The organism is Stenotrophomonas sp. NA06056 (assembly GCF_013364355.1).
Taxonomy (GTDB): Bacteria; Pseudomonadota; Gammaproteobacteria; order Xanthomonadales; family Xanthomonadaceae; genus Stenotrophomonas.
Window position 1 is genome coordinate 2,357,826 of sequence record NZ_CP054931.1, and the last position, 20,400, is coordinate 2,378,225.

The window sequence follows — 20,400 nt, forward strand, 5'->3', positions numbered from 1 at the left end:
ATGGCCTGGCACTACGGGGTGGCGAGCCTTGCGGGTGCGCCAGGCATGGCCTGGCGCTGCCCGCGCCTCAATAGCGGCCCACCAGGTTCAGGTACCAGCCGCGGTGCGTGTAGTCGAACTTGGTCAGGTCGTCACTGAAGTCGGTGAAGTTGTAGCCCACGCCGACCCGGAAGTTGCGGCCGACGTCGCGGTCCACGCCTGCCAACCAACCCTGCCGGCGACCGCCATCACGCACGTCCAGCAGGCGGTACTCCAGCAGCCCATGCCACTGGTAGTACAGGTCATAGCGCAGCTGCGCGGCACCGAAGTTCGTGGCTGAATCGAACCACGGGCCGGTGCCTCGGCCATAGCGCACCTCACCTTCGCGGCGGGCCAGCTTGGCCGCTACTTCCCAGCGTTGGTCGATGCGGTACACGCCTTCCAGCGAAAGCACCTGCGTGCGCTGATCGTAGTCCACGCCGTTGACCTGGCCCAGCGTCGACAGGTCGTACAGATAGCTGTAACGACCGAACAACGCCCAGCGATCATTGTCCCAGGGTCGGTAGGCAAAGCCGAGATTGCCTTCGATGAAGCGTGCACCGGCCACCGGGTTGATCGCATCGTCGGTATCGGCGTAGTTGAACCGCGCCGCGATCCGCCAGCTGTCATTGAGACGATGGCTGAGGCGGTTGGTGCTGACCCATTGCGTGCGCCGCTCCGCACCGGTGTCGCGACGCCATTCCACCTTGCTCTGCCACTCGGTACCCGGCGAGGTACGGCCGCCGGACAGGCTGACGGCCTTGCGGTCGACCTGGCCACTGCTCGCATCCAGCTTGCCATCGCTGAGGGTGAAGCCCGCGTTCCAGCCCACCGCCGGGTAGAAATCCATGCCGAAGGTGTTCGCCAGGCCGGATTCCTGGCCGGATTTCAGGAACTGGCTCTCGTTGAACACGTTGACCTGGTCGGAGAGGCGCCAGCGCTGGCCCAGCGTCCAGCCATCCTGCGCGTTCGGGCTGAACAGCGGGTCGTACTCACTGCGGTCGGTGGATTGGGTGAACGCACCATAGAAGCTGTGCTGCGGCGTCAACTTGTACTCGGCATTGATCTGCGCGGCACTGCCACGATCACCATCGCTGACCTCGGCGCCGATCGTGGACAGGTTGGCGAAGGTGTAGGTACCGCCTGCGACCACCGCGTCGTTGTCCGCGTAACGACCATGATCGTCATCGACCGTCAGCTGGCCCCCGCCATAGATGTCCAGCGCGGTACCGATGCGATGGGTGTAGCGCGCTGCCGCGAGCACGCCGGCATTGCTGCCGATGCCGCGGTCTTCCTGCACCCGTCGCAGTTCGGCCGACACGCGGTCGTTGTCGCCGATCCGCCATTCGGCGGTGGCCTGGGCCTGGATCAACGATTCATTGCCGCGCCGCGCTTCGCTGTAACGCGCATACAGGCTGAAATCGTCGGTGACGTAGCCCAACAGCTCGGCGCCCTGCTCGCGCACGCGCTGGCCGGTATCGAAGCGACCCACCGAGTAGCCTCCCTCGACCTGCCGCCACCAGGCACCGGCACTCCAGTCGCGCTGGGTCCAGCCCAGCTCGCGCAGGTTCACCCGTGCCTCCACCGCAGTGGCCTCGCCTTCGCGCGGTCCTTCGGGGTTGAGGCGGGTGAAGCTCAGGCCACCGTTGTCGGAGAAGAACACCGGCGCACTGGTCGCCTCGCTGCGGCTGTGCTCGACCTTCAGATAGGTACCGCGCCCGGCCTGCAGGGTCAGGTCGGCACCGCGCAGCGAGTAGTCCTGGCCGGCGCGTTGTTCATCCACATAGGTACCCCCCACTGCTATGTGGTCGCCGAACCAGTGCTTGCCACGTACGCCGGCGGTGATGTCGTCATTGTCGAAGCCGGTCGGCACCCATTCGTAATCGACGATCAGACGCTGCTCGTAGCCGTCCAGCGGCACGTCGCGGCTGATCCGGCGCAGATTCTCGCGGCTGACCTGGGCCAACGGCCGGGTCAGCAGGATGCGGCCCTGCAGCGCATCGATCTCGTAATCGGCACCGCGCACCAGCGACACCCGCTGTTCGACACGGCCGGTGGTGCGGTCACGGATCTCCAGCACCACCTGGTCCGAGCCGCGCAGGATGCTGGCATGGCGCAGGTAGTACAAGCTGCCACCGGTGCCGATGAACTCGCTGTGGCCCGGTGCGGTCTCGGCCTGCGAGCCGAACAGGCGCAGTTCGGTCTGCGCATCACCCCAGGCATTGGCGCCGCGTGAGCGCCACGACAGCGCCGCACCGTACAGCGAACGCACGTACTGGGCGTACTCGGTGCCGCTCAGGCCAGTGTTGTAGTTGCCCCACAGCGCCTGGTTCTTGTCCCAGTCCATGCGCAGGTAGAAGCGACCCATGCTGTCGACGTCGCGCTGGGTCAACGAATCGTCGCCATAGGTGGGGTAGTACAGGTCCGGGTCCAGGCTGCGGAACAGATCCTGCGGATCTGCGGTGGTGAAGCCGGTGAACAGTTCGTCCAACGGCCTGTTCTGCGTATCAGCCTGTGCCGTCAACAGATAGCGGCCGCGCGTCTTCGCCTTCAGGTAGAACGCCAGGCGTCCGTCACTGAGCACATCGTCATCACGCTCGCCACGGGCGACATCGCGCCCTGCACCACTGGCCTTGTTCTGGTACACCGTGACATCGGCCAGGCCGACACCGAACAGGTAGCTGCCACTGACATCCACCTCCAGAGTGCGCGCGATCGCCGGTGCGTCGGGACGCTCCACGCGCACATCGAATGCGTGATGACCGATCGGCATCAGGTATTCGGCGGCGAATTTGCGGTCCTGGTCCAGCGGGTAGCTTTCGCCATTGATCTTCAGTGCCGCGCCAAGCGGCAGATCACGGCCGCGCAGGCGCACTCGCGAACCGTACACCGGGATGTTCTGCTGCCTCAGGCCATTGCTGTCGAACACCTGCTCCAGCAGCGACAACGAAGCGGCCTGGTTGGCATCGACGGCCGTACCGCGGCGATCTTCCAGGGCGTCACGCAACTGCTGGTTGCCACGCTCCACTTCGGCCAGCGTCACCAGCTGCATGGACTGCGCCGACGTCTCATCGACATTGCCCTCGGCATCGTACGCACGCAGCACATACACAAGGCGGTCGCCACGACGCAGCGGCGTGGACGCCGTCAGCACACCGTCCCAACTGCCCTGCCCGACCGCAGCCACAGGCAGTTCAAAGGTTGCCAGGGGCGCGACCCGATCACTGTCGCTACCGCGGTAGACGCTCACTTCCAGGCGTTTGATGAACGCGGTGTAGTTGCCGCGCACGAAGAATTCGACCGGACGCACGATGCGCCCCTGGTCGAACGCCACCATGCCCGGTGCCGAGATCGACAGTTCGGGCTGGCCCATGGCGGGGTCTTCGGTGGCCCAGATCGCGCCGCCTTCCGGCAGGCGGATCATGAACTCACCGCGCACGGTCGCCTTGCCCGGTTCGTCCAGCGCGACGCTTACGCGGCGGTCCGGCTGCAGTACCTGTGACGACGAGTGCGTCGACGTGCCTTCGGTCACCGGTTCATCGAAGCTGCGCGAGCGCAGGGTGAACAGCAGGTCGCCCTCGGCGCTGCACTGGTTGCCTTCGCAGTGGATGGGCGCGCCATTGATGGACGCGCCGTTGGCCGGCGGCGGCGCCGCCTGTGCCGTCGCCGCCAGGCCCAGCAACAGCGCCTGGTACAACGCTGCGTGGTGCAGGCGGGCAGGACGCCGGACGACAGAGTGATGGGCGCTCATCGGCGGGCCTCCTGTTGGTGGGCCGCCGCGCGGGTGGCGGCGGTCTCCTCGTTGCGCACACGCAGGCGTTGCTGCACGGCGGGGCTGAGCTGCACGCGCAGCGCTTCGAACACGGCGTTGGCACGGCGCAGGCCCAGTGCCTGGTTGTAGGCGTGGCTGCCCCGCACATCGGTATGGCCAACCAGGCTGACCTGGCCACCACCCATCTGTTCCAGGCGCGCGGCGATGGCGGCCAGCAGTGGTTTGAACTCCTCGCGGATCACCGCCTTGTCGGTGTCGAACAGCACGTTGCCCAGCAGTGCGCCCCCGGCATCAACGCCAGCCAACAGCGAGTGCGGATCGCGCACGTCGGTACGCAACTGCACGGTCAAGCCAGCACGCGACCCTTCGGCCACCTCGGCCTGCAATGCATCACGCACCACCACCGCACGGGCGAAGGCCAACGCCTGGCTTTCACCGTTGGCGGCAATCACCACGTCACCGCCCTGGTAGCGATCGACCACCTCGGCCATCTTCGCCAGCACCGGGCGATAGCTGGCGCGCAGTTCGCTGCTGCCCGGGGCGAACAACACCTCGCCCAAGGCCAGCTCGGCGCGCTCAGCCGCCGCCTGCGGCGACGGTGGCAGGCGCACACCGAAGCTGAAGCGGGTCGGCACACCCTGGGTGACCCGTCGCAGCAACGGATTTTCGGTGGTCAGCTCGGAACCACCCGGTACCGTTGCCGGGTCCAGCTTGACGATGAAATTGCGCCCCAACCGTGCATCGCCACCGTGCACGTCGGCCAGGTGGTAACGACCAAACGGATCGGTTTCGATCAGCAGGCCTTCCACGGTGGCCAGGCGCACGCCGGGAATGCCCTGCTCCTGGATGCCGTGGTTGCGGATCACGTAGGCCACTTCATAGCCCTCAGCCACCCGCGCGATCTCACGATGCACGACCGGCTCGGCCGCGGTCAGGCCCTTCGCCGCCTCGCCACTGCGCTGCACGGTTGCCACGCCCTGCGCATCCAGCTGCAGGCGATGGCCCTGTGCGCTTTCCAGCACGAAATCATCGGTGAAGGCCAGTTCGCGCAGGCGCTGGCGGATCACCACCTGGTGGCTCTCGACCGTGTCCGAGGTAGACGCAAGCCCATGCACCACGCCCACCTGCACGCCATGCAGCAGCGGCGCGCTGGCATCGGCCAACGGCTGCGGGCCATCGCCACGATCCAGCGTGGTCGAACCCGGCACGTAGGCAGCCGGTGCGAAACCACCCTGCACACGCACGCCCGTCAGTTCCGCACTGTCCTGCCAGCCGTCGCCATCGCGATCATCGAACACGGTGCCGAACACCAGGCTGTCTTCCAGCAGCGGATCGGCATCCATGCGCACTTCAGCGGTCGCCACGTTCGACAGCGGTGTGCCGTCGTCAGCAGTGGCCACGGCCTGGTTGATGTGGTTGCCGGCGCGCACGCCCGCCCCTACCCGCAGCAGGTAGGTGATGGTGGCACTGCGGCCCACCGCAATATCCACTGCGCCGATGCGCAGCGGCGTCTGGCTGCTGGCCAGCGAGAACGCGCCATCATCATCGGCCACGCGCATCGAGCCATCCACGTAGCTGAAGCCCGGCGGCGGCGTATCGACCACCACGCCGTCGCGCCAGTGACTGCTGCCGACGTTCTCTACCACCAGCTGGTAGCGCACCAGGTCGCCAACCTTGACCAGGCGCGGGCTGGCGGTCTTGGTGATGCGCAGCGCGAAGTCCGAGATCACCTTGTGCCGCGTTTCGCAGGTGCTGCACTCCGGCGGCGGCGATCCATCCGGATACTGGCCGCGCAGGCGGTTGAGCACTTCCGTGCGCGCCTCCTGGTTGACGATCGCCTGGTAGACGAATTCATGCTGTCCCACCGGGGTACCGGTCGGCAGCGTGCAGACGATATCGGTGCCCTGCTGCGCGCAGCCTGCCGGCAGCGTGTCCACGCTCAGGCCAGCATCGGGCGTATCCACCAACTGCAGCGGCTGCCGCAGCGGAGCACGCTCGACGGTGGCCCGCAAGGTGTAGCGCAGGCGGTCGCCCGGACGCACTTCACTGCCACTGGCGGGGCCGGACAGCTTTTCCAGCACCACGCGCGGCTCGGCCAGGACGTGCTCGGTGCTGCAGGTCCCCGTGCAGGTCGGGGTGTCGCCGCCACTGCCCAGCACCGCGTTGCGGACGCTGCCACTGGCCTGTGCATTGACCTGCGCGCGATAGCCCAGCGTGTAGGTGCCGGGTGCGGTACCTGCCGGCAGCGTGCAGACCAGCGGATTGCTGGCGTTGCAGGTGAAGGCACCCGGCTGGGTCACCGACTGCAGGTCCAGGCCTGTCCCCAGGGTATCGGTCAGGGTGAGCACATCGCTGGTCTGCGAGTTGGCGACCACCACCTCGACGCTGTAGTCCACCGCATCGCCGATGTTGACCGGCGATGCGGTGCTGGAGGACTTACGGTAGGTGACCGTCGCCGCCAGCACCGGGGTGGTGGTGGTGCAGTCGGTGGTGCAGGTGTTGGTTCCTGTGCCACTGCCAAGCACGGCGTTGCTGACGCTGCCCTTGGCCTGCGCATTCACCGTCGCGGTGTAGTCGACCGTGTAGGTCCCCGGTGCGGTGGCGGCCGGCAACGTGCACACCAGCGGATTGGCGGCGTTGCAGGTGAAGCCGGTGGTGGCGGTGACCGAACCGAAGTCCAGGCCCTGCCCCAGGGTGTCGGTCAGGCTGAACACAGCGGTGGTGCGCGAGCGGCTGACCACGGCGGTCAGGGTATAGGCGATGCTGTCGCCCACCTTGACCGGTCCGGCGGCGGCCGAGGTCTTGCGGTAGTCGATCTGGCTGCCTGCCACCGGCGTGGTGGTATCGCAGTTGACGGTGCAGTTCGGGTTGTCGCCACCGCTGCCCAGCACCGCATTGGTTACCTGGCCAGTGGCCTGGGCGTTGACCACTGCGGTGTACGACAGGCTGTAGCTGCCAGGCGCGGTTCCGGCCGGCAACGTGCATACCAGCGGATTGGCCGCATTGCAGGTGTAGGGACCGGCACTGATCAGGCTGCCGAAATCCAGGCCGCTGCCCAGCGTATCGGTCAGCGTCACCACGTCGGTGGTGCGCGAGTTGGTCACCACCGTGGTCAAGGTGTAGGTCAGGCTGTCACCCACCGACACGGGGCCGGCGCTGTTCACCGACTTGGCATAGCTCACGCCCGGCGTTGCCACCGGCGTGGTGGTATCGCAGTTGGTCGTGCACGAGGGTGTGTCGGTGCCGGTGCCGAGCACGGCATTGCGTACCGTGCCGCTGGCCTGCGCACTGACGGTGGCGGCGTAGCTCAGGCTGTAGGTACCCGGCACCGTCCCGGCGGGCAGCGTGCAGACCAGCGGATTGGCCGCATTGCAGGTAAAGATGCCCGCGCTGGTCACGCTGCTGAAATCCAGTCCGCTGCCCAGCGTATCGGTGAGGGTGACCACATCGGTGGTGCGCGAACGCGCAACGGTCACGCTGAGCGTATAGCCGATGCTGTCGCCAACGCGCACTGGTCCACCGGTGGACGCCTGCTTGGCGTAGCTCACCTGCGGGCTGGCCAGTGGCGTGGTGGTATCACAGCTGCCGACACACGACGGATTGTCGGGACCGCTCGGCACCACGGCATTGCGCACCTGGCCGACCGCCTGTGCGTTGACGATGCCCGTATACGAGAACGCATAGCTGCCTGGCACCGTGCCCGCGGGCAGCGTGCACACCAGCGGATTGCCGGGCACGCAGGTAAAGCCGCCTGCATTGGTCATGCTGCCGAAGTCCAGGCCGGTGCCCAGGGTATCGGTCAACGTAGTCACAGCAGTGGTGCGCGCATCGGCCACGACCACGCTTACCGTGTAGGCAACACTGTCGCCTACCGCGACCGGGCCGGCCGTGGCGCTGGCCTTGGATGCCGAGATGCGCGGTGCTGCCACCGGCGTGGTGGTGGTGCAGTTGCTGCTGCAGGTGGGCGTGTCTGTACCGGTACCCACCACCGTATTGACCACCTGGCCACTGGCCTGGGCGTTGACGGTGGCCGTGTAGGTCAGGCTGTAGGTGCCCGGCACGGTACCCGCTGGCAGCGTGCACACCAGCGGATTGGCCGCATTGCAGGTGAAGGCGCCGGCACTGGTCACGCTGGCGAAGTCCAGGCCGGTGCCGAGGGTGTCGGTCAGGGTCAGCACGTCGCGGCTGTTGCCATCGGCAATGGTGACATCGACGGTGTAGCTCACCGTCGCGCCCACCGCCACCGGACCGGTGGTGTTGGAACGTTTCGCATAGCTCACCCGGGTGACCGGCACGGTCACGTCACTGCGGGTGCAGTGGTCGGTGTCAGTACAGGCCTCGCCCGGTGCGGGCGCATTGCCACCATTGAACGGATCGTAGCCACCACCGACGCTGGCGTGGTTGCGCAACAGCCCGCTTGCCGCGGCGGACACGGTCACCGGCAGGGTGAAGCTGCTGCTGCCCCCGGGGGTGCCGGCTGCCGACAGCACCTGGCTGCTGGTGCAGGTCACGGCCTGGCCGCTCGCCGTGCAGCTCCAGCTGCCACTGGTCAGGGTGCCGGTCCAGTTCGGCACGATGCCGGTCGGCAACTGGTCGCGCACGGTGATCACACCCGCAGGCACGTTCGGCGGATTGCCGGTCGGCACGTTGGTGGTGTTGCTGATCGTCAGCGTGTACTCGGTACCGGTCTGGCCGTAGTTCCAGATGCCGCCGGTGGCATTGTTGCCCTTCACCACCTTCAGCGCGGGTGCGGTGATGGTGATCAGGTGATCTTCCACTTCACCGTCATCGGCCACGCCGGTCGGTTGCTGGATCTGCGCTGCGTTGGTTGCATAGCGCAGGCGCACGTAACTGGTGCCCGCGCTTACCTGCGCGGGGACTGTCCAGCTCAGCGTGGCGCTGCCGCCACTGCATGCAGCAGTGTTGCTGCGCTCGCCCGGGTCGAAGGTGCCGTTGCGGTTGAAGTCGATCCAGCCGGCCACGCTGCCGTTGCCGACGCATGCCACCGGTTGACCAATCTGGGTACCGGCCTGCATCACCGTCAGGACGTAGCTCGTCGGCCAGGCGTTCTCTTCGTTGGGGTTGCCCGCGGGGAAGTTGTCATCCCCCTTGGCATCGGCGCTGTAGCTGCTCTTCTGCTCCGTATCCGGACCCACGGTGCCCAGGAAGTCGGTCAGCGGCGGCGCCAGGCCACCCGGCGTATAGCCGGCGGTATTGATGTTGGTGGGCGTGGCGTTGACCGGCAGGCCATCCGGCCGGAACTGCAGATCGTCCACCACGTGCATGGCGTCACCGTAGCTCTGCGGTGCATCGCCGAAGTCGGCATACGGCACCAGCAGGCCGATGGCGATGGCGGTGGTACCGCCGCCGCGCATCGAGAAGCCCATGTTCACCGCGAGGTTGCCCGGTGCATGCGCGGCATTGTCGAAATTGAGGAAGGTGACCGCCGCGGTGTTGTTGTCGTTGCCCGGCCCGAAGCGGATCACGCTGTTGCTGCCGCTGCTGGACTTGGTCACGTTGTAGGCACCTGCGCCAAGGTTCTTGCGCATTTCCACCACGTTCCAGGTGCCCAGTGCACTGGCTTCAACGAACTCGCCGCTGTTGTTGATCGACTCGGCGTCGGCCATCACCACGCCGCGCAGGCGATACGGCGCGCCGCCCAGCGTCGAGACGCAGTTGATCTCGAAAGACGATGTGCCGGTGCTGCGCGAGATGCCCGCGATCAGCTGGTTGGCGCCGCCCGCGCCACCGACGTTGTACAGGTCATCCAGGCTGTCGCCGCTGAAGTTGCCGGGACGGTAGCTCTGCAGGATGCCACCACCGCTGATGTTGGCCAGGCTGCAGCTGACGTTGAGGTCGATGCCGGAGGCAACGGGCATGGAGATCGACGAAGTATCGCCATTGTTCAGCGTCACCCCGTGCGTACCCAGCGCCGAGCCGCCGCCCCAGGTCAGCCACAGCACCGTGTTGCGGTAGGGGCTGGTGCCGCCGGTCGCGTAGGCCGCGGCCCAGACCGACGATGGCAGCAGCACCGACAGCAGCAACAGCAGGCCTGCGGCCAGCCATCGTCCCGTCAGGCGGGGGTGTGCACTTTTTTCAGGATGAACGGATTCACCGCCCGCGCTGATGCGCGACGTCGTCGACTGCCACATGTTGGATTTTCCCCGTCATCGGCCCTGCGGGGGGCCGCTGTTCAGTGGGTAGCCGGGGAAGGTTCTCCCGGACCCGGAGACGCGTACGAATGCGTGTCTGCCGACTCCGTGGCGACTACAACCGTCCCTGGACCCTGTTGGTCAGGTTCGCAAAACTGTGACGAAGATAACACAATGCAAACAATTGTGTGATGAACATCACATTTAATTTTGCCAAATCTGGCGCCGGCCCCACGGCTACAGTTGTAGCAACCGGCCTCCGGAGCCTCGTGCACGGATCCGGCAGCCGGACCGCCCTTTCCGGCAATTCGTCACGCATTTTCGGAGCCGGGGCGAGGCGACCGACGGGCGCGCACAGAAAAACCGCCGGGCCATGGGCTACCGGCGGAAGCTAAAGTGGAAGGGGAATCGCGCCGCACCTTGCGGCCACCGCACTGCTACCAAGGCACAAAGAGCAGGATCAGCACAATCACCAGCAGAACTGCGGCGACGGTCAGCAGCACGTTGCGCTGGCGCCAGGAAGGCTTGGGGGTGCCGGGGGTATTCATGGGGGCGCTCCTAGGCAACCGATGGGGACAGCCCCAGACTGCCGAGTCCGCTTGCAGCAGCGCGTGCAGGTGATGTGCAGCGGGAGTGCAGAGCCCTTCCCTTTCCGGCTCAGGCTGTGCGTCGGGCCATCAACAGCAGTTCTGGCGTGGATGCTTCTTCGCTGGCAACGAAGCCAAGGTCGCGGTACAGCGCCAAGGCGACCGGATTGTCCCGATAGACCTTCAATGTCAGTTGCACTGCGTCGGTGTGGCGAACGGCTTCGGCGCACAGCGCCCTCATCAATATCCGTCCCATGCCACGACCACGTTCCTGTGGCGACACGATGATGCGCCCAAGGTGCGTGCTGCCAGGTGTCGTCCGCCAATACTGGCCAAAGCCAACGCAGGTGCCGTCGCCATCCAGCAGTGCCCAGCCCGGGCGCACAGGCAACGCCAACGCAGCGGCGAAGGCATCGGCAGGCAACGGAAACGGCACACCGGGGCCGGCCCAGCGCAGGGTCGCCGCAGGCGAGTCGAGCCAGCCGGCGATGACCGCGAAGTGCGCAGGAAGGACGGGCTGCAGGAGATGATCCATGGTGCCGGCAGTTTAGCGGGCACGTGCCGATGCGTCCGACGTGGAGGGTGACCCCGGCCCGATTCGAACGCGCGGCCTTCCTATTGGGAGGGGGGACTTGGCTGTGTGTAGTAATGGCTCCAGAAGGAACTGCGCCAAAGCTGTGCCTTTTGCCTCGAAGTTGGTGAAGCAGTGGAGGCGTTCGGACCACGAACGCTTGAGATGGTTCACCCTGCCTCTCCCCCAGGAGTTTGCAGGTTTGCACGGCCCGCCAGAGCCCTATAGATTTGAGCCTCATCTGGCCCCTTGAGGCTACATTCGTGAGCGGCATGCATCTGCTTGGATTGCTACTGATGCTCGGCCAGGACGCCGCTCCACCGGCTACCGCCGAGGTTACCCAGGAAGAGATTGCCGTTGTCGCTGCCGAAGCGGTTGAATCAGCCAGGTACTATGCCAACTGCGCTGGCTGGTGGGATTTCCTGGCCACTCACGAGCGAGAGGCCGGCCGACCGGCTTCTGCCGAGCAGTTCAAGAACCTGGGAGATGGCGCGCAGGCTGCGGCATTGTGGCTGCATGGTCAGGCATATTCGTTGACCGCGACCGAACCTGCTCGCTACAAGACCTGGTTACCACTGGTTGCGCCCCTACGGGAGGGCGCGGCAATCAGAGCGGCTGCCATGGCGGAACATGGAAAAATCGACGTGGTGCGATCGGAATTGCAGCAATGTGAGGCATTGCTGGAGAGCCAGCAGCGGGCCATCGACAGTATCCGGAATGACAATGTTCAACGGGAACTGGATGCCTCGACCTCGGGGGATGGGTCCCGGCCGAGGACGAAATAGCCAGGTTTGAGCAAGGCTTATGGTTCGGCGGCTTGGAAACCTGCCTGGTTATGGAACCAAATCAAAGGCAGGCTGTAGGCCTTGGGCCGCAAGGGGACAGGTCGGATTTTTCTGGAGGTTGGGCGCTCAAACAGTGGGGCGACGTCGGTGCACAGGGATACCGCCCCGTCGTACCGCTGGCCGAACCGGAGCAGCCTCAGCACTTGAAGTTCACCCAGGCCCTTGATTCTGGTGACCCCGGCCCGATTCGAACGGGCGACCTTCCCCTTAGAATGGGGATTTCATCGCTCGTTCAATCAATGGCTTACGAAGCGGCTGGGACCGGCTTGGGGCCATATTGCTCAATCCCCGCGCCGTAGATCCTGCTGCCCCGCCCTCACCCACGCCTTGCGGGAAGGCTTGGGCCAAGGTTTCGTCTCTGCCGGCGGCTTGGGGGAATCCAACGCTTCCCTGACCCGCGCAGTAGCGGCGGCCGTTGCCTCAGCCAGGCGCTGGGCCTGCAGCTGCTGCTCAGGTGTCGGGGGTAGGCCGGGCAGCGGCGGCAGAGGCTCGCTCGGGGTGTCGTCCACCATCCGGGCTACCGCCGCGCGCAGGCGCATCTCTGGGTAGAGCCTGGCCGCGCACCAGCGTTCGGCGAAACGCTTGCCCTGCGCGATGCTGGCCGCCCGTTCGTCCTTGGTCTGCCACATCTTCCGGGCGTCAAGGTACACCCGAACGCCTCCGTCCTTTGCTGGCGTGATCTGAGCAATCTGTCGTCGCTCCACCACAGCACCCAAGCAACGCCCATCTGGATCCAGCCAGAGGGTGGCGGTGCTGTGCGGAAGCCTTGATAGCCGTGAGAAGGAAGCATGGCCGGAAGGATACGACCGGGCGTCGCAGATCCTGCGAACGCGGCAAGCACGCACATTACTCTTTTGGAGGTACTGAGAACGGCAGGTCAATTGGACGCAGAGCAGAACTCACGACACATCAAGTACAAATTCATATTAAAGTGCGCCGTTGACTTCGATCGACCGCCCCAACAGCCAAATTCAAGGATGGCAATCAATGAACGCAACCAAGCCCAGCTCTACTACATGCTACCGCTGCGACGCAGAACCAACCACAAAAGATCACGTCCCACCAAAGTGTATCTTTCCGGACAACATGCGAAACAACCTCATTACTGTGCCGTCATGCGAGGCGCACAACAACAGTGAATCCTCAGTTGACGAATACATCCGTAATCTTGCCACAATGGGCTTTGAAGCTAGCCATGTAGGTCTGGATCAGTTTAAGGCAAAGGCGCTGCGCGGAATTCAGCGCGGAAACTCGAAATTTCAGGCAACCAAAGCTGTGATGGTTGATCCTGCCACGGGCATTCAGCAGGACGCATTTGCACTCGGTGTGGACTATGAAAAGGTGATGGCGGCTCTTACAAAGATCGCCTGGGGACTTCACTATCACTGTACTGGCCGCCGATGCGACATTGACCCCGTCGTCGTAAGCCTCCTCACCCGCAACGAAGACGAAGAAGTGAGCAAGAATACTCACGATTTCTACAACCTCTCCGTCGAGTGTCTTTCGACATTTCCATGGGTGGGTGAGAACAGCGAAGTATTCAAGTACAAATTTGCAAGCTTTGAAGATGGACACCTGGCATTAGCACACTTTTACGACGCGCCAGCATTCATTGCGCATTATCGAGCAAGCGCTTAAGTGGAGGCAGGCTAACAAGCCGGATTGAGCTGCCGGCGGCTCCGGACTCCGCAGGCGCCGGATGTTTCCGCCATCGGGCCAGTGCTATTGGGCAGCTACCCTCCAACGCTCGGAGTTCCGTCTACGCCGCCAGCCGATGCTCGTAGAACGGGTGACGTTTGTCGTCAAAGATCCGGTACAGCGCGGCCAGGTCGGTGGCATCCGGGTTCAGCCAGGCGTCGACATGCTCGGGCTTGATGTTGATGATGGTCCGGTCGTGGCCGGCTGCGGCCACCTCGGGTTCGGGGTCGTCGGTGATCGCGGCGAACGACAGCAGATCCGGATCCTTGCCGGCCGGGTCCACCCAGTGCGACCACAGGCAGGCCACCAGCATGGGCTCGCGCGTGCGCGGGGTGAACTGCACGACCTGGTTCTTGCCGTCCGGCCCCTCCACGTTCTCGTAGAAGGTGTCGACCACCATCAAGCCGTGGGTATGGCCGAAGGCCGGCGCCCAGAACGTCTCCAGGCTGTCGCGGCGGGCGTTGTACGTGCCCGGGAAGCGCTGATCGTAGTTGGCCGGCTTCCCTGCCAGACGGCCTGGTAGCGCATCGGCTTGATCGTCAGCTTGCCGCCCTCGGAGACGATCACGGGGGCATAGACCCCGGGGAAGATCCGGCTGTCCCGGTCCTTGCCTTCGGACCGCTTCAGGTCAGCCAGCTTGCCCATGGCGCGCTCGATCTTGTTGCCGGCAATGCGCACGTCTTCCCTGACCTTCTTCGTCTTCTTGGCCTGCAGCGATCTCTCTGCATCGGCCAAGCGCTTCCGGTTGGCGAAAAGCTCCTGCTCAAGGACGGCCGACTCGGCCTGGTTCCATTGCTGGATCTTCTCCCACACCACCAGTTCTGCAGGGCTGGTGCCGCCGCGAAACGCGTCGTCCATCGCCTTCGGGGTCTTGGGCCGCTTCTTGCCCGGGTCGTGGGCGTAGAGCGCGGCGAACTCCTGCAGCGACACGGTGGCGCCGGTCATGCGGACCAACTTGTGGTAAGCGGCTTCGATTTGGGCGGAATAGCACATGGCCACAATCTCGCCGCAGGCCGCGTTGCGGCGGCGTGATGGATCTGCCTTCCGCAGAAGCTCTATGGGGCCTTCGTCAGGCCCGCGATGAAGATGGCGGTGTTCTGAGGGCGCGTCACTCAATCACCCCGCGATCTCGTATCCTTGGCTCCTCTGATTGATAAAGGAAGGAAATGGTGGACATGGAAGATGACACTGAGGATGTCCCAACGCATAGCCATGGCCAGATCCTTCCTCCTTCGCCCACTCCCACGCCGGCACCTTTTTTTGTAGATCGGGGATCGTCGGCAGCAGTTACATACGCCACTCTTACATCAGGCAGGAGCGCATATGAACGGCAGGCGGCGATTATTAGTCAGCTTATGTATGTGGAGGAACGAAACAACCAACGCCTTGAAGATAGAGTCTCTGCTGACTCTATCGAACTCAAGGCCAATGCTACGGTCATAGCCGACCTGAGGGAAAAGGTGGCGACACTAGAAGGGTCGACCCTTCTTTTGAAGGAGCAGTCGGACGGTATGAAGGCGCGTCTGAAGGAGAACTCAAACCGTGAAAAAGTCGCAATTGCGCTCGCCGGCTTGATGATACCGTTAGGCTTTGAGATCGCAGATAAGCAGACAGCACCGGGAATTACGCTGATAGTCATTGGCATCTTCTGCGCGGCTGCCGGAGTCTTCCCAAAAATCATGGGAATTATATTCAAGGACGTGAAAGAGTGATCTTCCTACCCACACCAATGCTCGACTTCACCATTGAATCGGTTGCTTCACGCCAAGTGCCGAATTCAGAGAGGGTGGTCGTACGAGTCAATTACGATACTTCCACGACAAATGTCGGAATGATGATCGCGTTCCGGCATCCTGATCTGAGAGTCGTACCGTTGAACAATCGAATGCTCTGGTTGGGATCTGGAAACGTCAAACGAGGTAGCATCATCAATGTTTTCACGGGACATGGAACAGCCATTGCACAGGACAATGGGAATGGAACCTCATCCTACAATCTTTTCTGGGGACTGGATTTCGTCGCCTTTGACCGTCCAGAGCTAGAGCCTGTCCTGTTCCGGCTGGGTGACACCACGATAGGAGTTAGCCCCGGCGCGCCTGCAATTGGCGTGTTGGGAAATCCGCTACATCTGGGTTATCAAGGGAACCGGTAGTTGTTGAGACCTTGGCCATTCGCCCCACGGCATCTGATTGCCGTGAAGGTGCGCCGCGTCACCCGCGCGGTGAACACGCCGCGGAACAATCGCGACGAACTGCTGCAACCCGTTGCGTGAAGCGGGGTCGACCGATAGCCGACCCCACCCATCTCATGCCACAGGGATGCACTCCACCTGCAGGCGGTTGGCGTTGTTCATGCCTGCGGCGATGACCTTCAACCCGGGCGCCGCCTTGCTGACCCTGACCACGCCGAAGCGGTCGCGCTGCTCGCGCACGTTCAGAACGCCGGCCAAGGTGTAGATCAGCAGCACGTCAGACGACGCGCTCCAATACTGCCGGGGGTCGTCCAGAATGCACTGCGCATCGAGGACGCCCGCGTACTCAGTGGGGACCATGCCCCCGGCCTGCGAGTCGTACCACCGGAAGAAGCACGACGCAGCGGTGTTGTAGACCAGGTGGCGCCTACCGTTCTGGTCATAGCAGGCCGAGATGCGGGTGGCGCCGGGCAGCGGCAGCTCCTGCACAGGCTACCCTCGGCCTGGGACCACAGGTAGCCACCCTCAACCCAGAACCGATAGTCGCGCCCCATGGTGTCGCGCGTGAAACTCTCCTGCGGCTTGAACCGGTCCGGCACCCGGTAGCGCCAGCCGGCGTCGATCACACTGGAGGAAAAAACGGCGTCAGGGATCACGGTACGCGCCCCCAGCCCTGCACCGTGTCCAGGGTCAGCACAAACGATGCAGTTTTCGGGATGGCTGGCGTGAACTGGGTCTGCCAGTACCCGAACCCATTCCGGTAGGTCATCGACCGCATGCCGCCGGCCACGTTGCCATCGGACAGGCCCAGCGTAATCGTCGCCTTGCGCTCGAAGGAGCCGGAAACGTAAGCGGCTGGCGTGGTCAGAACGGTGGCCGAGTTGCTGGGGATAATAGTGCTTGCCCCGCCCGGGCGCGCCGTGATCGCACCCAGCGTGCCGGCATAGACCGAACACTGGTTTGCCTGGCCACCGATGAAGTACTCGGGGCCGGCATAGACATAGCCACGACAGTTCTCACGGAAGTTCCCGGCCCACAGCGGAGTGGAGTTGATATCGGCAATCCGAGTCAACGTGTCGTAGGTAACCCCCGAGATGGTCACGATTCCAGCCGTATCTGCTGGCGAAACGTAGGCGCGCAGTTCAAACGTTACATCCAAGAATTCGTCGGGCAACACTGTGATGGTGATCGGGTTGCCCGTGTTGGGATCGCGGACCAGAGCGCGGGAGAACAGGCCCGTATTGCTGGTGCCGGTGCCAAGTTCAGACAGGTTCCCGGTAGCCACGCCCTGGTTGAACCGGTAGACGAACCTCTGGCCCATGTAGTAATTGCCGCCGTCCGGCGTCAGGTTGATGCTGTTGGCGCTGATTCGCGCCGAACTCGTGGCCAGATAGGCCGCAAGGGCGGTGTCGCCATTGGCGGGCGCAGTGGATCCGGTGCCTACGTAGCAGGCATTGAACAGTGTCGAGGTTCCAATAACGGCCCACGTGGTGTCGTTCCCCAGCATGTTCAGGCCGCCGTTGGTAATCAGGTTCTCGAATTCGAGTTCCTGCACCAAGATCCCGCCCCCGCTGTACTTGCGGATGGTGTAATGGCCGGCAAGGGCGATTTTGGTCTTGATGGTCATCGTGGATTCTCAGGTCAGGGTGCCGCTGAGGAAGCGTGGCGCAGAGGAGAACTGTTTCGTAATGCCGTCGCCGCTGAACGTCCACGGCCCGGCTACCGGAGGCGGCACGCTGCCCACGATGCTGTCCGGTAAGTGCCCGTCACAGCAGCCCGGCAGGCTCGGCGAATTGGTCCGGTGAGGGTGGACGGGCATGGATGGTTGCAGGGGCCGGATTCGAACCGGCGAGTCTCCGGGTTATGAGCCCGGCAGCCTGGACCTCAGGCCTACGCCCGCAGGAAGTGCTGCCCCGGAAACGCAGAAGCCCCGACGCGGGGCCGGGGCTTCAGGGACAATTCTTGACAGTTGCAGAATGAGCGCATCTGTCTGTGCAACTTGTCAAGCCGCAGGCGAGTCCCAATCACCCCAAACGATCAAGATCATGCCGTTGGGTGTGTGAAAATCCTCATAGTGACGCGGCTGCGTTTGACTCCACTCAGTGAAGTCGATCGGCCACCGATCATTGCCTTTCGCTTGGGAGCGGTTCACGAACACATCGAAATCGAACCTCAGACCGAAACCGCGCCCCTCTACTCCCCAATTTTTTTCTGGGATTTCATTCAACCAACTGAAGTCAGGCATTCTCGGACTCATCCACATTGAGCTCCATGATCGTCACGGCTTCTGACTTTCCCGTAACAGCATTGACCATCGGAAGAGCTTGATACTTCCGGCTTTGAGTCGCAGCCCACACAGCGAATTCAGCCTCCCAATTGCTACCAGGTTCGAGACCTGACTGTTGAAGCAGGTCGGCAACTTCAAGCTTGTGGTGCTTCTTTCCGTAAGCAAAGCTCCATTGCGACGCATCAATGTCGTAGATCCAATCAAACTTTCCCTTTGACATCTCCAGCTCCGTTAAGCGGCGATCCTGCCGCCCATCCAGTCTACCGCCCGCTGCAGCTCCCGGCGGTATTGCCAGACCGACAGCGTGCCGCCGTACTTCTCCGCCACCATGCGCGCCTTTACCGCCTGGCTGGCCGCAATCGTGAACTCGGTATGCAGGGCCATGGTGCGCAGCGGTTGCTGCCGCGTCATCGATGTCAGCGCCCGCTCGACCCAGCGCAGATGCTCTGGTATGCCTACGTCGACTGCGATTTCTGGGTTGTCGGGGGGCTTGCTCGCATCGTTGGTCGACCGTATGGGGTCTACTGCCCACGCCGGCAACATGCCCATGCCTTCCACGCCGCTGCGATCGGCCATGAAGCGGCGGCGGCTGCTGCCGTCTCTGCCCACAAGGTCGCGCAGCGCCCGTTCGCGGGTGCCAGGCGCCATGTCGCGGGCCTTCTCCAGCACGTGCGTACTGCGGTCGGCGTAGGTCAGCGCGAAGCGGTTGGCCTACGGGAGGGTGAGGTGGATCATCGTGCGGCCTCCTTCAGCTGCAGCTGGGAAAGGGTGACGTTGAGGGCGGCCAGCTCGTCCATCTTGTGGATCCGCCACATGATTTTTTCGCCATGCCAACCGCTTTTGCTGCCTTGGTGGCAGTCCTTGCACAGGGCCACAGTGGTGAAGTGCTGCCCCTGGTTGATGTGATGGGCGTCGCTGGGACCAGGCCGGCGGCAGACGCTGCACGGCAGCAGCTTCACCGCGTCCACGTGGCGCTTCTCTGCCGGGGTGAAGGCCTTGGAATTCTTGGTCCTCGCGCGGGTACCCCTAGCGGTAGAATCCGATCAATCGAAGGGGGGAAAACATGAAGCAAGGAAGAACCGACCGAGACTGGGCCATCGTGTCCGTATTGACCTTCATTGCAGGCGTAGTGGTGACGGGCCTCATCACTAACAGTGCTGGGCTGAGCAGGTTGATCGCCGACGTCGAGTGGCCCGCGTGGACGCAGGCAGCGGTTGCGCTTGCAGTTGGATATGCCGCAGTCGAGGTTCCTCGAAAGATCGCGGATGCAGAGCGATCCAGACGAACTGAGCTGCTTGTAACCCTTCTCGGCAATTCCCTCTTCCCGGCCGAAGCACTCGCAAAGATGCTCTCGACGAGAAACGTCGACATGAACTTTGCTACTGGACTTGTTCGGGACATAGAGCTTCAGCTGAAGACGCTGGATTCCTACCCAGCTGCCGACGTTCCTTCTGCCTTGCTCCTGCTGAAGAAGGTCGAGACACAATCTCACTGCTTGGGCCTTGTGGAGCTTTTTCGAGAAACCCAGCCCAGAATTGAAGCTATGCGGGTGCTCACCGAGAATCAGGCTGCTGCATTTGATGTCTATCGTGTGGCCATCAGGCAACTGATTGAAGAGGTGCCAGTACCGCGCTCGTAGGTTGAACAGAATCACGCCACTCTCCTGTTCTGCCCAGCCATGTTCCAGAACTCGGCGCGCAAGTCGTCGAGCATCACGTGGGTGTAGTGGCGGCCGATGTACTCCGTCAGGCCGTCGAACAGCTCCTGGAAGCAAGCCTGGTCCATCTCGTCGAATGACAGGCTCTCGGCGCGCTTGACTGGGAGGGTGCGGATCTCGGGCAGCACGCCGGCCAATACCTTGCGGGCGCCAGCACCCAGCAGCGCCTCGCAGGCGTCCAGCACCGCGGCGATGACCGGGGTAGCGTCCATCTCCACCGTCTCGCAGCAGACGTCGGCGTCCAGCTGCAAGCGCTTCACCGCGTCGTGCGCATCCAGCTGCTCCCAGCCTTCCACGTTGTCGACCATCAGGTGCCAGATCTTGTGGATCAGCCGGTGTTGCCATTCTTCGCGAGGTTGCTTCAGCTCGGCCCTGATCTTTCGGCCGATGCGGAGCTTCCGATCGCGCATCAGCCTGCCGTCCACGTCGTCGGCCGGCACCAGCGCACCGACCAGCGCACCGGTGTTCGGGTCGATCAGCTTCGCCACCACCAGGTAGATCGGTCGGCGCGCGCTTGTCGCGGATCTTCTTTGCTGCAGCGGTCAGGGTCATGCCGCGACCT

15 protein-coding genes, 2 tRNA genes and 2 pseudogenes are annotated in these 20,400 nt (G+C 63.7%); 5 read left to right on the forward strand and 14 right to left on the reverse strand.

Annotated elements, in window-relative coordinates:
* Window positions 1-67 precede the first annotated feature (67 nt).
* The 3 genes from HUT07_RS10400 to HUT07_RS10410 all read right to left on the reverse strand — a co-directional run bounded on the left by HUT07_RS10400 (window position 68) and on the right by HUT07_RS10410 (window position 11,064).
* Window positions 68-3,769, reverse strand: a complete 3,702-nt coding sequence (locus HUT07_RS10400; protein WP_176020885.1) for a TonB-dependent receptor — start codon at window positions 3,767-3,769, stop codon at window positions 68-70.
* The gene (locus HUT07_RS10405; protein ID WP_254898843.1) at window positions 3,766-9,942 is read right to left on the reverse strand and encodes a CshA/CshB family fibrillar adhesin-related protein; all 6,177 of its coding nucleotides are present in this window, start codon (window positions 9,940-9,942) and stop codon (window positions 3,766-3,768) included. Before HUT07_RS10405 ends, HUT07_RS10400 begins: the two co-directional genes overlap by 4 nt.
* 657 nt (window positions 9,943-10,599) lie before the next feature.
* Window positions 10,600-11,064, reverse strand: a complete 465-nt coding sequence (locus tag HUT07_RS10410; protein WP_176020886.1) for a GNAT family N-acetyltransferase — start codon at window positions 11,062-11,064, stop codon at window positions 10,600-10,602.
* A 299-nt stretch (window positions 11,065-11,363) separates the two neighbouring features.
* Between HUT07_RS10410 and HUT07_RS10415 the strand changes: the two genes are divergently transcribed.
* Entirely contained in the window at window positions 11,364-11,885 is a 522-nt protein-coding gene (locus tag HUT07_RS10415; protein ID WP_176020887.1) for a hypothetical protein, read from the forward strand.
* 229 nt (window positions 11,886-12,114) lie between these two features.
* Here the strand turns inward: HUT07_RS10415 and HUT07_RS10420 are convergent.
* Window positions 12,115-12,219: transfer RNA gene (locus HUT07_RS10420), tRNA-Ser, on the reverse strand.
* 7 nt (window positions 12,220-12,226) lie between these two features.
* A pseudogene (locus tag HUT07_RS10425) lies at window positions 12,227-12,735 on the reverse strand (hypothetical protein).
* Window positions 12,736-12,932: 197 nt separating this feature from the next.
* On the opposite strand from HUT07_RS10425, the gene HUT07_RS10430 reads away from it, so the two are divergent.
* Window positions 12,933-13,583 carry a hypothetical protein gene (locus tag HUT07_RS10430; protein WP_176020888.1) on the forward strand — a complete coding sequence of 217 codons (651 nt, stop codon included), beginning with the start codon at window positions 12,933-12,935 and terminating at the stop codon, window positions 13,581-13,583.
* A 121-nt stretch (window positions 13,584-13,704) separates the two neighbouring features.
* On the opposite strand, the pseudogene HUT07_RS10435 reads toward HUT07_RS10430, so the two are convergent.
* Window positions 13,705-14,636, reverse strand: a pseudogene (locus tag HUT07_RS10435) (SOS response-associated peptidase family protein).
* 182 nt (window positions 14,637-14,818) lie between these two features.
* Here HUT07_RS10435 and HUT07_RS10440 point away from each other — a divergent pair.
* Together HUT07_RS10440 and HUT07_RS10445 are read left to right on the forward strand one after the other, a co-directional pair.
* Window positions 14,819-15,355: a hypothetical protein gene (locus HUT07_RS10440; protein ID WP_176020889.1), complete on the forward strand. Its 537-nt coding sequence runs from the start codon at window positions 14,819-14,821 to the stop codon at window positions 15,353-15,355.
* Entirely contained in the window at window positions 15,352-15,795 is a 444-nt protein-coding gene (locus HUT07_RS10445) for a hypothetical protein (RefSeq protein ID WP_176020891.1), read from the forward strand. Before HUT07_RS10440 ends, HUT07_RS10445 begins: the two co-directional genes overlap by 4 nt.
* Window positions 15,796-15,948: 153 nt before the next feature.
* Here HUT07_RS10445 and HUT07_RS10450 read toward each other — a convergent pair whose 3' ends face one another.
* From HUT07_RS10450 to HUT07_RS10480, 7 genes are all read right to left on the reverse strand, one after another.
* On the reverse strand, window positions 15,949-16,323 hold the full coding sequence (locus HUT07_RS10450; RefSeq protein ID WP_176020892.1) for a hypothetical protein: 375 nt from the start codon (window positions 16,321-16,323) through the stop codon (window positions 15,949-15,951).
* A gap of 163 nt (window positions 16,324-16,486) precedes the next feature.
* Window positions 16,487-17,461, reverse strand: a complete 975-nt coding sequence (locus HUT07_RS10455) for a hypothetical protein (RefSeq protein ID WP_176020893.1) — start codon at window positions 17,459-17,461, stop codon at window positions 16,487-16,489.
* A 195-nt stretch (window positions 17,462-17,656) separates the two neighbouring features.
* Window positions 17,657-17,735 (reverse strand) — tRNA-Met (locus tag HUT07_RS10460).
* Window positions 17,736-17,836: 101 nt separating this feature from the next.
* A complete protein-coding gene (locus tag HUT07_RS10465; RefSeq protein ID WP_176020894.1) occupies window positions 17,837-18,079 on the reverse strand; it encodes a hypothetical protein in 243 nt (80 codons plus the stop codon).
* The gene (locus tag HUT07_RS10470) at window positions 18,072-18,341 is read right to left on the reverse strand and encodes a hypothetical protein (RefSeq protein WP_176020896.1); all 270 of its coding nucleotides are present in this window, start codon (window positions 18,339-18,341) and stop codon (window positions 18,072-18,074) included. The genes HUT07_RS10465 and HUT07_RS10470 overlap by 8 nt, the downstream gene beginning before the upstream one ends.
* 11 nt (window positions 18,342-18,352) lie before the next feature.
* Window positions 18,353-18,790, reverse strand: coding sequence for a hypothetical protein (locus HUT07_RS10475; protein WP_254898844.1), 438 nt, complete (start codon window positions 18,788-18,790; stop codon window positions 18,353-18,355).
* A 62-nt stretch (window positions 18,791-18,852) separates the two neighbouring features.
* Window positions 18,853-19,089 (reverse strand): hypothetical protein, encoded by a 237-nt coding sequence (locus HUT07_RS10480; RefSeq protein ID WP_176020897.1) that lies wholly within the window; start codon window positions 19,087-19,089, stop codon window positions 18,853-18,855.
* Window positions 19,090-19,184: 95 nt separating this feature from the next.
* Between HUT07_RS10480 and HUT07_RS10485 the strand changes: the two genes are divergently transcribed.
* Window positions 19,185-19,760 carry a hypothetical protein gene (locus HUT07_RS10485; protein ID WP_176020898.1) on the forward strand — a complete coding sequence of 192 codons (576 nt, stop codon included), beginning with the start codon at window positions 19,185-19,187 and terminating at the stop codon, window positions 19,758-19,760.
* An 11-nt stretch (window positions 19,761-19,771) separates the two neighbouring features.
* Here the strand turns inward: HUT07_RS10485 and HUT07_RS10490 are convergent, their stop codons facing one another.
* Window positions 19,772-20,329 (reverse strand): hypothetical protein, encoded by a 558-nt coding sequence (locus tag HUT07_RS10490; RefSeq protein WP_254898845.1) that lies wholly within the window; start codon window positions 20,327-20,329, stop codon window positions 19,772-19,774.
* Window positions 20,330-20,400: the final 71 nt, after the last annotated feature.

Excerpts from the sequence above, each read along its gene's own strand:
- HUT07_RS10400 (WP_176020885.1), bottom strand. The coding sequence starts at position 3,769 with ATGAGCGCCCATCACTCTGTCGTCCGGCGTCCTGCCCGCCTGCACCAC.
- HUT07_RS10405 (WP_254898843.1), bottom strand. The coding sequence starts at position 9,942 with ATGTGGCAGTCGACGACGTCGCGCATCAGCGCGGGCGGTGAATCCGTT.
- HUT07_RS10410 (WP_176020886.1), bottom strand. The coding sequence starts at position 11,064 with ATGGATCATCTCCTGCAGCCCGTCCTTCCTGCGCACTTCGCGGTCATC.
- HUT07_RS10430 (WP_176020888.1), top strand. The coding sequence starts at position 12,933 with ATGAACGCAACCAAGCCCAGCTCTACTACATGCTACCGCTGCGACGCA.
- HUT07_RS10440 (WP_176020889.1), top strand. The coding sequence starts at position 14,819 with ATGGAAGATGACACTGAGGATGTCCCAACGCATAGCCATGGCCAGATC.
- HUT07_RS10455 (WP_176020893.1), bottom strand. The coding sequence starts at position 17,461 with ATGACCATCAAGACCAAAATCGCCCTTGCCGGCCATTACACCATCCGC.
- HUT07_RS10465 (WP_176020894.1), bottom strand. The coding sequence starts at position 18,079 with ATGCCTGACTTCAGTTGGTTGAATGAAATCCCAGAAAAAAATTGGGGA.
- HUT07_RS10470 (WP_176020896.1), bottom strand. The coding sequence starts at position 18,341 with ATGTCAAAGGGAAAGTTTGATTGGATCTACGACATTGATGCGTCGCAA.
- HUT07_RS10485 (WP_176020898.1), top strand. The coding sequence starts at position 19,185 with ATGAAGCAAGGAAGAACCGACCGAGACTGGGCCATCGTGTCCGTATTG.